The organism is Variovorax sp. OK605 (genome assembly GCF_900115445.1).
Taxonomy (GTDB): domain Bacteria; phylum Pseudomonadota; class Gammaproteobacteria; order Burkholderiales; family Burkholderiaceae_C; genus Variovorax.
The window spans coordinates 638,973-652,277 of record NZ_FOWL01000002.1; the positions used below are offsets into that span (position 1 = coordinate 638,973).

General features: G+C 68.9%; 15 protein-coding genes. 4 read left to right on the forward strand and 11 right to left on the reverse strand.

Annotation, left to right across the window (positions count from 1 at the left end):
- Nucleotides 1–35: 35 nt before the first annotated feature.
- The gene (locus BM013_RS07390; protein ID WP_093124717.1) at nt 36–3,263 is read right to left on the reverse strand and encodes an efflux RND transporter permease subunit; all 3,228 of its coding nucleotides are present in this window, start codon (nt 3,261–3,263) and stop codon (nt 36–38) included.
- Between the two features lie 109 nt (nt 3,264–3,372).
- On the opposite strand from BM013_RS07390, the gene BM013_RS07395 reads away from it, so the two are divergent.
- Nucleotides 3,373–3,879: a gluconokinase gene (locus BM013_RS07395; RefSeq protein ID WP_256221412.1), complete on the forward strand. Its 507-nt coding sequence runs from the start codon at nt 3,373–3,375 to the stop codon at nt 3,877–3,879.
- Here BM013_RS07395 and BM013_RS07400 read toward each other — a convergent pair.
- Nucleotides 3,869–4,399, reverse strand: a complete 531-nt coding sequence (locus tag BM013_RS07400; protein WP_093124724.1) for a MarR family winged helix-turn-helix transcriptional regulator — start codon at nt 4,397–4,399, stop codon at nt 3,869–3,871. The two genes, BM013_RS07395 and BM013_RS07400, sit on opposite strands and share 11 nt — an antisense overlap.
- Nucleotides 4,400–4,468: 69 nt before the next feature.
- On the opposite strand from BM013_RS07400, the gene BM013_RS07405 reads away from it, so the two are divergent.
- The gene (locus BM013_RS07405) at nt 4,469–4,996 is read left to right on the forward strand and encodes a thioesterase family protein (protein ID WP_093124725.1); all 528 of its coding nucleotides are present in this window, start codon (nt 4,469–4,471) and stop codon (nt 4,994–4,996) included.
- A gap of 3 nt (nt 4,997–4,999) precedes the next feature.
- Here BM013_RS07405 and BM013_RS07410 read toward each other — a convergent pair whose 3' ends face one another.
- Nucleotides 5,000–5,590, reverse strand: coding sequence for a GNAT family N-acetyltransferase (locus BM013_RS07410; protein WP_093124727.1), 591 nt, complete (start codon nt 5,588–5,590; stop codon nt 5,000–5,002).
- 16 nt (nt 5,591–5,606) lie between these two features.
- Complete coding sequence (gene gnd, locus BM013_RS07415; RefSeq protein ID WP_093124730.1) at nt 5,607–7,028, reverse strand: decarboxylating NADP(+)-dependent phosphogluconate dehydrogenase; 1,422 nt, start codon at nt 7,026–7,028, stop codon at nt 5,607–5,609.
- A gap of 153 nt (nt 7,029–7,181) precedes the next feature.
- Here gnd and BM013_RS07420 point away from each other — a divergent pair, with 153 nt between their 5' ends.
- A complete protein-coding gene (locus tag BM013_RS07420; protein WP_256221414.1) occupies nt 7,182–8,171 on the forward strand; it encodes an AraC-like ligand-binding domain-containing protein in 990 nt (329 codons plus the stop codon).
- 30 nt (nt 8,172–8,201) lie between these two features.
- Here the strand turns inward: BM013_RS07420 and arsH are convergent, their stop codons facing one another.
- From arsH to BM013_RS07440, 4 genes are read right to left on the reverse strand one after another with little or no spacing between them, the layout of a single operon-like run.
- Nucleotides 8,202–8,948, reverse strand: coding sequence for an arsenical resistance protein ArsH (gene arsH, locus BM013_RS07425; protein ID WP_093124734.1), 747 nt, complete (start codon nt 8,946–8,948; stop codon nt 8,202–8,204).
- Nucleotides 8,905–9,348: an arsenate reductase (glutaredoxin) gene (arsC, locus tag BM013_RS07430; protein ID WP_093124737.1), complete on the reverse strand. Its 444-nt coding sequence runs from the start codon at nt 9,346–9,348 to the stop codon at nt 8,905–8,907. The genes arsH and arsC overlap by 44 nt, the downstream gene beginning before the upstream one ends.
- Nucleotides 9,345–10,637: an arsenic transporter gene (locus BM013_RS07435; protein WP_093124740.1), complete on the reverse strand. Its 1,293-nt coding sequence runs from the start codon at nt 10,635–10,637 to the stop codon at nt 9,345–9,347. The genes arsC and BM013_RS07435 overlap by 4 nt, the downstream gene beginning before the upstream one ends.
- Nucleotides 10,631–10,972, reverse strand: a complete 342-nt coding sequence (locus BM013_RS07440) for an ArsR/SmtB family transcription factor (protein WP_093124743.1) — start codon at nt 10,970–10,972, stop codon at nt 10,631–10,633. Before BM013_RS07440 ends, BM013_RS07435 begins: the two co-directional genes overlap by 7 nt.
- A 135-nt stretch (nt 10,973–11,107) precedes the next feature.
- On the opposite strand from BM013_RS07440, the gene BM013_RS07445 reads away from it, so the two are divergent.
- A complete protein-coding gene (locus tag BM013_RS07445) occupies nt 11,108–11,836 on the forward strand; it encodes an alpha/beta hydrolase (protein ID WP_093124746.1) in 729 nt (242 codons plus the stop codon).
- 24 nt (nt 11,837–11,860) lie between these two features.
- Here the strand turns inward: BM013_RS07445 and BM013_RS07450 are convergent, their stop codons facing one another.
- Genes BM013_RS07450 through BM013_RS07460 form a run of 3 tightly spaced genes read right to left on the reverse strand, consistent with a single transcriptional unit; the run spans nt 11,861 to nt 13,301 of the window.
- On the reverse strand, nt 11,861–12,475 hold the full coding sequence (locus BM013_RS07450; RefSeq protein WP_093124748.1) for a 3'-5' exonuclease: 615 nt from the start codon (nt 12,473–12,475) through the stop codon (nt 11,861–11,863).
- Nucleotides 12,472–12,915: a TfoX/Sxy family protein gene (locus BM013_RS07455; RefSeq protein WP_093124751.1), complete on the reverse strand. Its 444-nt coding sequence runs from the start codon at nt 12,913–12,915 to the stop codon at nt 12,472–12,474. Before BM013_RS07455 ends, BM013_RS07450 begins: the two co-directional genes overlap by 4 nt.
- Nucleotides 12,912–13,301, reverse strand: a complete 390-nt coding sequence (locus tag BM013_RS07460; RefSeq protein WP_093125224.1) for a VOC family protein — start codon at nt 13,299–13,301, stop codon at nt 12,912–12,914. The genes BM013_RS07455 and BM013_RS07460 overlap by 4 nt, the downstream gene beginning before the upstream one ends.
- Nucleotides 13,302–13,305: the final 4 nt, after the last annotated feature.

Here is a 13,305-nt window from a genome sequence, read left to right on the forward strand (position 1 = left end):
AATACACAAAGTGAATGAGCGTGGGGGTCAAGACTTCAGTTCTCCTGGGGCGCTGCGCCGGCGGGCGGCTGTTGCGCGTGTTGCTGCTGCGCGGCTTCACGCGCCGCCCGGCGGTGTGCAAGCCGACTGTGCACCCCCGCGAACACCGCGGGTACGAAAAACAATGTCGACACCGTGGCAAAGATCAGGCCACCGATGACCGCGCGGCCCAGCGGCGCGTTCTGCTCGGCGCCTTCGCCCAGGCCCAGCGCCATCGGGATCATGCCGATGATCATGGCCAGCGCCGTCATCAGCACCGGGCGGATGCGGGTGGCGCCGGCTTCCAGCGCGGCCGACAGCGGCGGAATGCCCGCCTGCAGCCGCTCGCGCGCGAACGACACCAGCAGGATGGAGTTGGCCGTGGCCACGCCCATGGTCATGATGGCGCCCGTGAGCGCCGGCACGCTCAGCGTGGTGCCGGTGATGAACAGCATCCACGCGATGCCCGCCAGCGCGGCCGGCAGGGCGGTGATGATGATGGCGGCGTCCAGCCACGACTGGAAGGTGACCACGATCAGCAGGTACACCAGCACGATGGCCATCGCCAGGCCCACGCCCAGGCCGATGAACGACGACTGCATGGTCTGCACCTGGCCGCGGATCTCCACGCGGCTGCCGCGCGAGAGCTTGGGGCGCATCTCGTCGACCAGCTTCTGCACCTTCGAGGCCACGCTGGCCAGGTCGGTGCCCTGCACGCTCACGTACACGTCGATCACGGGCGCGATGTTGTAGCGCGACATCACGGCCGGCTGGCGCGCCGCCTGCGCGTCGACCAGGTTGCCCAGCAGCTGCTGCGAGCCCGTGGTGCCGGCCGCCGCGCCCGCACCCACGGGGATGTTGAGCAGCGAATCGAGCGAGTCGACCACGTACTGCGGCGACTGCACCGCGATGCTGTACACCACGCCGTTCACCGGGTTGAGCCAGAAGGCCGGCGCCGTCTGCGAGCTGCCCGACAGCGCGATGAGCACGTTCTGCCCCACGTTGGACGCCGTGAGCCCGTACTGCTGCAGCCGCGTGCGGTCCATCTGCAGGCTGAGCGCGGGGCCGTCCAGGCGCTGGTGCACGTGGGCGTCGACCGCACCCGGGATCTGGCGGATCGCCTTGGTCAGTTCGGCCGCGCGCGCCGCGTTGCCGGCCAGGTCGTTGCCGCTGAACTGCACGTCGATGGCCGCGGGCAGGCCGAAGTTGAGAATCTGCGTGACGATGTCCGCCGGCTGGAAGAAGAATTCCGTGCCCGGAAAGCGCCGGGGCAACTCGGCGCGCAGGATCGACACGAAGTGCTCGGTCGGCTTGTGGCCTTCCTTGAGCGACAGCAGCAGCTCGCCGTCGAAGGTGCCGATGGTGCCGGCGTTGCTGTACGACAGGTTGATGCCGCTGTTGGGCACGCCCAGGTTGTCCAGGATGGTCTCGAGCTGGTCCGGCGGCACCAGCTCGCGGATGGCGGCTTCCACCCGGTCGGTGAGGCGCGCGGTTTCCTCGATGCGCGTGCCGGTGGGCGCGCGCAGGTGCAGGCGGATCTGGCCGGCATCGACGGTGGGGAAGAAGTCGCGGCCCAGCGCGGGGTACAGCAGGCAGGAGAGCAGGCAGAAGCCGAGGAACAGGCCGATGAAGCCGGCGCGCTTGGAGAGCACCGCCGACAGCACCAGCGTGTAGGCGCGGCGCACGCGCTCGAAGCGGCGGTCGAAGGCGCGGTACAGGCGCTGCAGGGCGCTTGGCTTGGCGTTGGCGACCTGTTCCTGGCCGCCTCCGTGCGAGTTGCCCATCAGCAGCATCACCAGCGTGGGCACCAGCGTGCGCGAGAGCAGGTAGGAGGCCAGCATGGCGAACACCACCGCCTCGGCCAGCGGCACGAACAGGAAGCGCGCCACGCCCGAGAGGAAGAACATCGGCACGAACACGATGCAGATGCACAGCGTGGACACGAAGGCGGCCGAGCCGATCTCGCCCGCGCCGACCTCGATGGACTCCTTCAGCGGCGTGCCCATGTGCAGGTGCCGCTCGATGTTCTCGATGGTCACGATCGCCTGGTCCACCAGGATGCCCACCGACAGCGCCAGCCCGCCCAGCGTCATGAGGTTGAGCGTTTCGCCCAGCGCGTACAGCACCAGGATCGACGCCAGGATCGACAGCGGAATGGTCAGCGCAATGATCAGCGTGCTGCGCCAGTTGCCCAGGAACAGCAGCACCATCGCGGCGGTCAGCGCGGCGGCCAGGATGGCCTCGAACACCACGCCCTTCACGGCCGCCTTCACGAACACCGACTGGTCGAACAGCGGCGTGATCTTGATGTCCTCGGGCAGCGTCTGCGCGGCGATGGGCAGCATGGCGCGGATGTTGGAGACGATGTCCAGCGTGGAGGCGCCGCCGTTCTTCAGCACCGACAGCAGCACGCCGCGCACGCCGTCCTGGCGCACCACGTTGGTCTGCGGCGAAAAGCCGTCGCGCACGTAGGCCACGTCGCGCAGGTAGGTGGTGGCGCCGTTCACGGTGCGGATCGGCAGGTCGTTCAGGCCCGAGATGGCGTCGGGCGAGCCGTTCATGCGCACGTTGTATTCGGTGGCGCCGAACTTGGCCGTGCCCGAGGGAAGGATCAGGTTCTGCGTGTTCACCGCGTTCACCACGTCGGCCGGAGAGAGGCCGCGCGCTTGCAGCGCCTGGGTGTCGAGGTCGACCGAAATCAGCCGGTTCTTGCCGCCGTACGGAAACGGAATGGCCGCGCCCGGCACCGTGATGAGCTGCGGGCGCAGCTGGTTCACGGTGGCGTCGAACAGCGAGTTCTCCGAGCGCGTGGGGCTGGACAGCGCCAGCTGCACCACCGGCACGCTGGAGGCCGAATACTTGATGACCAGCGGCGGCGTGATGCCCGGCGGCAGCTGGCGCACCTGCGCCTGCATCGAGGCCACCACCTGCGAGATGGCCATCTCGATGTTGGCGGTCGGCTGGAAGAACACCTTGATGATCGACACGCCCGCCAGCGACTGCGACTCGATGTGCTCGATGTCGCTCACCGTGGTGGTCAGCCCGCGCTCCACCTGGCCCGAGATGCGCTGGCCCATTTCCTGGGCCGGCAGGCCGGTGTAGTTCCAGATGACGCTGACCACCGGGATGTTGATTTCCGGGAAGATGTCGGTCGCCATGCGCGCGAGGACAAAAGGCGTGGCCAGCACGATCAGCATCGCCATGACGATGAAGGTGTACGGACGACGCAACGCAAGCTGGACCATGGAGAGGACTCTCTGCTTCCGACGGAAAAAGGTTTCGCATCATAAGGAAGTAGATTTAAGTTTGCTGGTGCCGTGAAACACGGTGTGGCGCTTTACCAAAGGGATGCATATGGACAGGGTTTGGCTGGTAGTGATGGGCGTGTCGGGTTGCGGCAAATCGAGCCTGGGCGCGGCGCTGGCCACGGCCCTCGGGCTGCCGCTCATAGAAGGCGACGACCACCACCCGAAGGCCAACGTCGAGAAGATGAGCCGGGGCGTTGCGCTCACCGACGCCGACCGCGCCGGCTGGCTGGCCACGCTGGGCCGCGCGCTGGCCGACGCGCCGCAGGGCGCGGTGCTGACCTGCTCGGCGCTCAAGCGCATCTACCGCGAGCAGCTGCGCGCGGCGGTGCCCGGCTTGCGCTTCGTGTTCATGGCCATCGAGCGGGCCGAGTCCGAGCGCCGGGTGGCGGCGCGGGCCGGTGCCGGGGAGCACATGTTCCCGGCCAGCCTGGTGGCCAACCAGTTCGCCACGCTGGAGTCGCCGGTGGGCGAGCCCGGCGTGCTGGCGGTGGACGCGACGGCGCCGCTGGCGCAGTCGGTGGCCGGCGTGAAAGACTGGCTCGCTAGTTCCTGAGCCCGGCGCGCAGTTCCTCGAGCACCACCGACGCGCGGTTCATCAGTTCGGCCAGGGTGGCGAGTTCGCCCGCGCTGGCCGGCGCCACCATGGCCTCGACCACCTCGGCCTGGATGGCCAGGCACTGCTGCGCGACCGCCATGCCGTCGCCGGTGAGCGTGAGGCGCCGCACCCGCGCGTCGGCGCCGTCGCTGTCGCGCCGCACCCAGCCCTTGGCCTCCATCTGCGACAGCAGCATGCTGACGCCGCTCTTCGCCACGAAGCAACGCGCCGCCAGCGCCTGCTGGGTGATGCCCGGCGTGGTTGCGACGGTGGCCAGCACCTCGTGTTCGCCCACGCGCAGGCCGATGGCGGCAAGCCTTCCGGTCATCACCGCGTCGCACAGGTTGTAGGCCCGCACCACGGCCAGCCAGGCGGCGGTGCCGTGAGGCGACGACGGCGCGCGTTCGGGTGAGGCTGCGGGTTCCGGGGCGGCGGCAACCGGCCGCTTGCGGGGCTTGCTGGACTTCGCGGTGGGCATGGCGATGAAGCTTGAAATGGTTCAGTATTGAACTAGAATGTTCTAGATTGAACCAATTCTAGGCTGTCGATGAACCTCTACCTGCGCCTCCTGATGACCTTGCTGCGCGCCTGGCGCGCGCCGCGCCTCGTGCCGGGCGACACGCTGGAGCGGCAACTGCGCGTGCTGCCGAACGACCTCGACATCAACGGCCACATGAACAACGGCCGCTACCTGACCATCATCGACCTGATGCTGGTCGAGTACTTCGTGCGCACCGGCTTTGCGTCGACCATGCTGCGCCAGGGCTGGCGGCCGATGTCGGGCGGTTCGCTCATCAGCTACCGGCGCGGCCTGAGCCCGTTGCAGGCCTACACGCTGCGCTTCCGGCTCGACGCCACCGACCAGCACTGGAACTACATGCGCTTCGAGTTCGTGCGCGGCGATCGCGTGTGCGCGGCCGGCTACATGAAGGGCGCCGCCGTGGGCCGCGGCGGGCTGGTGCCCAACCAGGATTCGTACGCGGCCATGGGCCTGGTGCCGCCGGCGCATCCGCTGCCCGCGCCGGTGCGCGACTGGATCGCTGCCGAGCAGGGCGTGATGAGCGCTGCCTGGTAGAGCTCAGGGCGAGGGCGGCGAGGGCGTCGACAGTGGCGCAGGCGGCGCAGGCGCATCGAGCACCAGCCGCAGCCGCGTGACGTTCGGGTTGCCCGGGTCGCGCTGCAGCCTGAACCCCAGCTTGCGCGCCAGCGCCAGCATGCCGGTGTTGTCGTAGAGCGTGATGTCCGCCAGCTGCTTCACGCCGGCCTGCGCGGCCGCGTCGATCAGCTTGCGCAGCAGCTTGGCCGCGACGCCGTGGCGCTGCCAGGCATCGCCGATGACCACGGCGAACTCGGCAACGTGCGCCGTCTCGGGCGTGTCGCCGCGCACGTAGCGCACCACGCCCATCTGCTGCTCGCGGCCGCCGACCTCGGTGGTCGCGATGAGCGCCAGTTCGCGGTCGTAGTCGATGTGGGTCATGCGCCAGAGCTCGTCGGGCTGCGGCTTGCGCGGCGACAGCAGGCGGTGGTAGCCCGTTTCGTTCGACAGGCCCGCCACAAAGGCCGAGTGCAGATCCAGGTCGTCGGCACGGATCGGGCGGATCCGCACCGGCGTGCCGTCGCTCAGTTGCCAGTCCTCGACCAGGTGGCGGGGGTAGTCGAGGGCTGGCATGGCCTCATTCGATCGGTCAGCCGATCACTTCAGGCCAGTCGGTGTGGAAGAACTGGCCTTCGGGCTTGTCGGTGCGCTCGTAGGTGTGGGCACCGAAGAAGTCGCGCTGCGCCTGCAGCAGGTTGGCCGGCAGGCGCTCGGTGCGGTAGCTGTCGTAGTAGGCCAGCGAGGCGCTGAACGCCGGCACCGGAATGCCGTTGCTCACCGCCAGCGCCACCACTTCGCGCCAGTTCTGCTGCGTGCGGTTCAGCAGGTCCTTGAAGAAGGGGTCGAGCATCAGGTTGCCCAGCGCGGGGTCGGTGCGGAAGGCGTCGGTGATGCGGTTGAGGAAGCGCGCGCGAATGATGCAGCCGCCGCGCCAGATGGACGCGATGCCGCCCAGGTCGAGCTTCCATTCCTTCTTGTCGCCCATCGTCTTGATGAGGTCGAAGCCCTGCGTGTAGCTGATGACCTTGGAGGCATACAGCGCGTCGTGCACCTTGGCCACCAGCGCCTTCTTCTCGAGCGAGAGCTCGATCTTCGGGCCCTGCAGCAGCTTGCTCGCGCCCACGCGCGCCTTCTTCTGCGACGACAGCACGCGCGCCTCGACGGCGGCGTTGATGGTGCTGATGACCACCGCGTTCTCGGCCGCGTTGATCAGCGTCCACTGGCCCGTGCCCTTCTGGCCGGCCTTGTCCAGGATGACGTCGACGATCGGCTTGCCGGTTTCCGGGTCTTTCTGTTCCAGCGCCTTGGCGGTGATCTGGATCAGGTAGCTCTGCAGTTCGCCGTCGTTCCACTCGTTGAAGATGGCGGCCATCTCGTCGGTGCTGAAGCCGGCCGCCTTGAACAGGCTGTAGGCCTCGCAGATGAGCTGCATGTCGCCGTACTCGATGCCGTTGTGCACCATCTTCACGTAATGGCCGGCGCCGCCCGGGCCGATGTGGATCACGCAGGGCTCGCCGTCCACCTTGGCCGCGATGCTCTCGAAGATCGGCTTCATCACCTCCCAGGTGGACAGCGGGCCGCCCGGCATGATCGACGGGCCCTTGCGCGCGCCTTCCTCGCCGCCCGACACACCGGCGCCGATGAAGCGCAGGCCCTTGCTGCTCAGGTAGGCGTCGCGGCGCTCGGTGTCGGTGTAGAGGCTGTTGCCGCCGTCGATGACGATGTCGTCCTTGTCCAGCAGGGGGATGAGCTGCTCGATCACCTGGTCGACCGGCGCGCCGGCCTTCACCATGATCTGGATCTTGCGCGGCTTGGCCAGGCTCTGCACGAACGCCTCGAGCGTCTTGGCGCCGACCAGCTTCTTGCCGGGGTTCTCGGCAATGAAGGCTTCGGTGGTCGCTTCGGTGCGGTTGTACACGCTGACCTGGAAGCCGCGGCTCTCCACGTTCAGCACCAGGTTCTGGCCCATCACGGCCAGCCCGATCAGTCCGAAATCGCTTTTGTTTCTCATGACCCGTCTTGCCCTTCTTTCATGTGCGTGCGCCGGAATGCCCCGCGCACGGGTTGGTTCGCGGGCCATTTTGCCGGTGTCGGCCGCGCCGCGCCGTGGGAGAGGGGCTATTCCCGCTTGGCAAGCAGGCCCGGCTTGGGTATGTTGGCGCGCATGAATGAAGCCATCCACCGCTGGTCCACCGACGCCGTGCCGCCCGCGCAGCGGCTGGACTATTGGGTGGGCGCGGTCTGCGAGGGCTTCCTGGAGATGGACGTCACCAGTTGCGCGGGCGGCAGCTTCGCCGCCACGCTGGAGTCGGCGCCGCTCGGGCCCATCGTGGTCAACCAGGTGCGCGGCAGCGCGCAGGCCGTGTACCGCACGCGCCGCGCCATTGCCCAGAGCCGTCACAACTATTACTACCTGCTGTGCAAGACCGACTCGGCCTGGGTCACCGTGCAGGACGGCCGCAGCGCGCGGCTGCTGCCGGGCGACGCGGTGCTGGTCGACTCGCGCCGCCTCTACGAATTCCATCTGCTGCAGTCGGCCGAGACCTTGTCGCTCGAACTGCCGACCGCCTGGGTCGACGCCTGGCTCCCCGACGCCGGCGACCGGGTGGCGCGGCGCATTGACGGGCAGTCCGGCTGGGGCGGCGTGCTGAGCGGCTTCATCAGGCAGCTGTCGCCGCAGATGGCCAGCCGGCCGCCGGTGCCGGCCGAACTGCTGACCGACCAGCTGGGCGGCTTGTTGGCGCTCGCGTTGGGGCATGGTGTTTCACAGGCGCCCGGCGAGGGCCGCGCCGCGCTGCGCCGCCGCGTGCTGGACGCCACGCGCGAGCGCCATGCCGAGCCCGGGCTCACGGCCACGGCCGTGGCGCGCGGACTGGGGATTTCGGAGCGCGGCCTGCACCGCTGCCTGGCCGGCGGGCAGGGAGATGGGGATGGCAATGGCGATGGCGATGGCGGCACCACCTTCGCCACTGCGCTGACGGCCGTGCGCATGCAGGCGGCGCGGCGCATGCTCGGCGACGCGCGCTTCGACCGGCTGGGCATCGCGGAGATCGGTTTTCGCGTGGGGCTGGCGGATGCGTCGCACTTCGTGCGGCTGTGCCGCCGGCACCTGGGCGCGACGCCGGGCGAGCTGCGGCGCGGGCGACTGAACTGAGCTCATGCCCAGCGCCGGCGCCCGGCCCGCTCAGATGCTGCGCAGGTTGACGCGCTCCGACAGCGCCTGCGCGCTCTCGCGCCGTTCGCTGTAGCGGTCGACCAGGTAGCCCGCGCAGTCGCGCGTGAGCAGCGTGAACTTCAGCAGCTCTTCCATCACGTCGACCACGCGCTCGTAGTACGGCGAGGGTTTCATGCGGCCGTCCTCCTCGAACTCCATGAAGGCCCTGGCCACCGACGACTGGTTGGGGATGGTGATCATGCGCATCCAGCGGCCCAGCACGCGCAACTGGTTCACGGCGTTGAACGACTGCGAGCCGCCCGACACCTCCATCACCGCGAGCGTCTTGCCCTGCGTGGGGCGCACCGAGCCGACGGCCAGCGGGATCCAGTCGATCTGCGCCTTCATGATGCCGGTCATGGCGCCGTGCCGCTCGGGCGAGCACCACACCATGCCTTCGGACCACTGCGCGAGCTCGCGGAGTTCGCGCACCTTCGGGTGGTCTTCGGGCGCGTCGTCCGGCAGCGGCAGGCCGCGCGGATCGTAGATGCGGGTCTGCGCGCCCATGGCCTGCAGCAGGCGGGCGGCCTCTTCGGTGAGGAGCCGGCTGTACGAGCGCTCGCGCACCGAACCGTACAGCAGCAGGATGCGCGGCGCGTGCGTGGCGCGCTGCGCGGGCGCCAGCTGCAGCGGGTCGGGCCGGCGCAAATGCGCGGCGTCGACGTGGGGCAGCTCAGGGCTTGGGGTTTGGTTTTGCGACACGCTGACCCCTTGCATCGATGACGGCTTCGCCGTCTTCCTTGGAGAACGCGCCTTGCTGCGCGCGCGGCAGGATGTCGAGCACCGCTTCCGACGGGCGGCACAGGCGCGTGCCGAGCGGCGTCACCACGATCGGCCGGTTGATGAGAACGGGGTGCCGCAGCATGAAGCCGACCAGCTGTTCGTCGCTCCACTTCGGATCGTCGAGGCCGAGCTCGTCGTACGGCGTGCCCTTGCGGCGCAGCAGGTCGCGCACCGCCATGCCCATCGAGGCGATGAGCCGCTCCAGCGTGGCGCGGTCCGGCGGGTCTTGCAGGTACTCGACGACGGTGGGCTCGTCGCCCGTGTTGCGGATCAGTGCAAGCACGTTGCGCGAGGTACCGCAGGCGGGGTTGTGATAGATCGTGATGCCGTTCATGGAAGCGGGAGGCTCAGTCGAAGTGCCAGGGCGGCGAGGGCCGCGAACAGCACGGGAAGCGTCAGCACGATGCCGACCTTGAAGTAGTAGCCCCAACCGATGGCCATGCCCTTCTTGGCGAGCACGTGCAGCCAGAGCAGGGTGGCGAGGCTGCCGACGGGCGTGATCTTCGGGCCGAGGTCGCAACCGATCACGTTGGCGTAGACCATGGCCTCCTTCACGAGGCCGGTGGCGCCCGACGCGTCGATGGACAGCGCGCCGACCAGCACCGTGGGCATGTTGTTCATCACCGAGGACAACAGCGCCGAGAGCAGGCCCGTGCCCAGCGCCGCGCCCCACACGCCGCCTTGCGCGAAGACGTTCAGCAGCGACGCCACGTGGCCGGTCAGCCCCGCGTTGCGCAGGCCGTACACCACCAGGTACATGCCCAGCGAGAACACCACGATCTGCCATGGCGCGCCGCGCAGCACGCGCCCGATGCCGATCACCCCGCCGCGCCCCGCGACGGCCAGCAGCACCACCGCACCGAAGGCCGCCACGGCGCTGACCGGCACGCCCAGCGGCTCCAGCCCGAAGAAGCCGGCGAGCAGCAGCACGAGCACCACCCAGCCGGCGCGGAAGGTTGCGGGGTCGCGGACCGCAGCGGCCGGCGCCTTGAGCTGGCCCGCGTCGTAGCGCGCCGGAATGCCGCGGCGGAAGTAGAGCACCAGCACCAGCAGGCTGGCGAGCACCGCCGCGATGTTCACGGGGACCATGACCGAGGCGTACGCGCCGAAGCCGATGTGGAAGAAATCCGCCGAGACGATGTTCACCAGGTTCGACACGATCAGCGGCAGGCTGGCCGTGTCGGCGATGAAGCCCGCCGCCATGACGAACGCGAGCGTTGCCGCGGGCGAAAAGCCGAGCGCCGCCAGCATGGCCATCACGATGGGCGTGAGGATCAGCGCGGCGCCGTCGTTGGCGAACAGCGCCGACACGGCGGCCCCCAGCAGCACCACGAGCGCGAACAGCAGCCGGCCGCGCCCGCCGCCCCAGCGCGCCACGTGCAGGGCTGCCCATTCGAAGAAGCCGGCCTCGTCGAGCAGCAGGCTGATGACGATCACGGCTATGAAGGTGGCCGTCGCGTTCCACACGATGCCCCAGACGACCGGAATGTCGGCGGCGTGGACCACGCCGAGCAGCAGCGCCATGGCGGCGCCCAGCGACGCGCTCCAGCCGATGCCCAGCCCGCGCGGCTGCCAGATGACCAGCACCAGCGTGAAGACGAAGATCGCGAGCGCGATCAGCATGCGGGGGCGCAGCCTGCAGTGCCGTCTGCGGTGCAGCTCGCGGCGCAGGGTTCGCCCTGGCAGCAGTTCTCCGTCAGGTAGGCGAGCAGGCCGTTCATCTGCTCGAACGCCGCGCGGTAGACGAGGTTGCGGCCCTGGCGCTCCTGCGAGACCAGGCCCGAATGCATCAGTTCCTTGAGATGGAACGACAGGCTGGTGGCCGACACCTCGAGCGATTCGGTCAGCGTGCCGGGCGTCAGGCCGGCGGAGCCCGCCACCACCAGTGCGCGAAACACGCGCAAGCGAACGGGCTGTGCCAGTGCGGCCAGGGAGCGGACGACGTCGTTTTCTTCCATATTTCAAGTATGTTTGAAGTATTGAATGAATGCAAGCCGCCTGGCGCGAATCGGCCATCGGGCTGGCGGGCATCGGCCATCCGGCGCGGGCCGCCGTTCCTACAGTCGTTCTCCATCCCAACGAAGGAGACCTCCATGTCCGACACCTATGTCATCGTCCATGGCGCCTGGCACACCGGCGCTGAAATCGAAGCCGTGGCCCAAGGCGTGCGCGCGGCCGGCCACACGGTTCATTGCCCCACGCTCGCGGGCAACAAGCCCGGCGACGACCGCGCCACCACCACGCTGCAAGACGCCATCGACTCGGCCGTGCGCTACATCGAGCAGAAGAACCTCACGCAGGTGCGCCTGGTGGGCCACAGCTACGGCGGCATGGTGATCTCGGGCGTGGCCGACCGCATTGCGCCGCGCCTGAAGCGGCTGGTGTACATCAACGCCTTCGTGCCGCTGGACGGCGAGTCGCTCAACGACATGGTGCCGCCGCACTACGTGGCGATGTTCGACGCCGTGGCCGCGGCCAATGCCAACGCGGTGAGCCTGCCGTTCGAGGTCTGGCGCGAGGCCTTCATCAACGACGCCGACCTGCCGACCGCGCAGGCCGCGTACGACAAGCTCAACCCGCACCCGTACCGCACCTTCACCGACAAGATCAGGCTGAGCCAGCCGCTGGCGGCGCTGGCGCTGGGCAAGTCGTATGTCAACTGCCTGCAGGACACGGCGCTGCCGCACGGCCTGCCGTGGCATCCGCGCCTGTCGGAGCGGCTGGGCCTGTTCCGGCTGGTGGCGTGCCCGGGCAGCCACGAGATGTTCTTCTCGAACCCTGGGCGGCTCGCGCAGGCGATCGTCGAGGCGGGGCGCGACTGACCGGGTGACGACCGGGGCGGTCGTTCAGTTGCTGCGGCTGAAGAGCGCGTCGTACACGCGGATCGACGCGTAGGCGTCGTTCGCGGCGTAGCGCAGCTGCGCCTCGGTGAGCTGCTTGTTGGCCCAGTTCGAAGTGGTCGCCTTGCGCGACTTGATGAAGCGGCGATCGAATACCAGCGCCACCGCGGCCTTCACGCCGACCGACTTGCGGTAGCCGCGCCGGCGGAATTCGTCGTCGATGTCGAACACCGCGCCCGGCTCGATGCCGAGCCGGTTGCGAATGAGCGTGAGGTCGCCCGACAGGCCGAAGCCGACCTTGCGCAGCTCGGTCGAGGCGATCAGCGCGGCCACCACCGGGTTGCACTCGGTGCGGTGCAGCTGGAACAGCCATGCCGTGTCGCGCGTCGAAAATTGCACCACGTGCGGACCGCCCGAGACCTCGTTCTTCGCGAAGGTGGGTTTGGACTCGGTGTCGAAGCCGGCGATGCCGGCCGCCAGCAGCGTGGCGGCGGCGCGCTCGGCGTCCTGCAGCGTGGCGACGACCACGATGTCTTTCAGGCCGAGGCCGTCGAAGGGTTCGAGCAGCGCGATCTGTTCGCGCTCGGGCAAGGGGGGGAGCGTGCGGTTGTGCTCGCTCACCGGGAGGCTGCTTTCGTTGTCTTTTTCTTCACTGCGGTCTTCTTTGCGGGCGCCTTCCTGGCGGGAGTCTTTTGGGCCGCTGCCTTTTTCGCAGCGGGTGTTTTCCTGGGCTTGGGCGGCTGGCCCGAGCGCAGCGCGGATTCGTAGGCGCGGCGGCCCCAGAGCGCGGCCTCTTCGCGGTCCTCGAACAGGTCGGCCGGGGCCTGGCGGTACGACATGGGCATCGACTTGCCCTGGCGCACATAGGTGAAGGGTGGCAGGTTCTGCCGGTCGAAGTACGGCGCGCTTTCGGCGTCGGACTTCAGGTACAGCGTGTCGCCCGTGACCAGCGCGATCATGCGGCCTTCATGAAAGATGCCGTGGCCGCCGAACATGCGGCGCGGCGTGATGCGCCCGAAGCGCTCGAAGATCTCGTGCAGGCTGTCGACGAACGCGCTCATGCCGTGATCTCGATGCGATTGCCGTCCGGGTCGAGCACCACGCTCTCGTAGTAGCCGTCGCCCGTGCGGCGCGGGCCGTCGAGCAGCGGATGGCCGTCGGCCTTCAGGCGTTGCGTGAGGGTGTCGACCGCCGCGTCGGAGCCCACGCTGATGGCCAGGTGCGTCCAGCCCATGCGCTGCGCGCCGGCCTCGGCCGTCACGGGCTCGAGCGTGCGGGTGGTCATGGCCTCGATGCGCGCGCCGTCGCCCAGGCTCAGGAAGCACGAGGCGAAGCCCTTGGCCGGGTTGGTGTAGCCGGTGCCGGCGGTGGCGCCGAAGTAGTCGACGTAGAAGCGCTTGCAGCGTTCGAGGTCGGTGGTCCAGAGTGCGATGTGGTCGATGCGCATGGGG

Excerpts from the sequence above, each read along its gene's own strand:
- BM013_RS07390 (WP_093124717.1), bottom strand. The coding sequence starts at position 3,263 with ATGGTCCAGCTTGCGTTGCGTCGTCCGTACACCTTCATCGTCATGGCG.
- BM013_RS07395 (WP_256221412.1), top strand. The coding sequence starts at position 3,373 with ATGGACAGGGTTTGGCTGGTAGTGATGGGCGTGTCGGGTTGCGGCAAA.
- gnd (WP_093124730.1), bottom strand. The coding sequence starts at position 7,028 with ATGAGAAACAAAAGCGATTTCGGACTGATCGGGCTGGCCGTGATGGGC.
- BM013_RS07460 (WP_093125224.1), bottom strand. The coding sequence starts at position 13,301 with ATGCGCATCGACCACATCGCACTCTGGACCACCGACCTCGAACGCTGC.
- BM013_RS07435 (WP_093124740.1), bottom strand. The coding sequence starts at position 10,637 with ATGCTGATCGCGCTCGCGATCTTCGTCTTCACGCTGGTGCTGGTCATC.
- BM013_RS07400 (WP_093124724.1), bottom strand. The coding sequence starts at position 4,399 with ATGCCCACCGCGAAGTCCAGCAAGCCCCGCAAGCGGCCGGTTGCCGCC.
- BM013_RS07440 (WP_093124743.1), bottom strand. The coding sequence starts at position 10,972 with ATGGAAGAAAACGACGTCGTCCGCTCCCTGGCCGCACTGGCACAGCCC.
- BM013_RS07455 (WP_093124751.1), bottom strand. The coding sequence starts at position 12,915 with ATGAGCGCGTTCGTCGACAGCCTGCACGAGATCTTCGAGCGCTTCGGG.
- arsC (WP_093124737.1), bottom strand. The coding sequence starts at position 9,348 with ATGAACGGCATCACGATCTATCACAACCCCGCCTGCGGTACCTCGCGC.
- arsH (WP_093124734.1), bottom strand. The coding sequence starts at position 8,948 with ATGCAAGGGGTCAGCGTGTCGCAAAACCAAACCCCAAGCCCTGAGCTG.
- BM013_RS07420 (WP_256221414.1), top strand. The coding sequence starts at position 7,182 with ATGAATGAAGCCATCCACCGCTGGTCCACCGACGCCGTGCCGCCCGCG.
- BM013_RS07405 (WP_093124725.1), top strand. The coding sequence starts at position 4,469 with ATGAACCTCTACCTGCGCCTCCTGATGACCTTGCTGCGCGCCTGGCGC.
- BM013_RS07445 (WP_093124746.1), top strand. The coding sequence starts at position 11,108 with ATGTCCGACACCTATGTCATCGTCCATGGCGCCTGGCACACCGGCGCT.
- BM013_RS07410 (WP_093124727.1), bottom strand. The coding sequence starts at position 5,590 with ATGCCAGCCCTCGACTACCCCCGCCACCTGGTCGAGGACTGGCAACTG.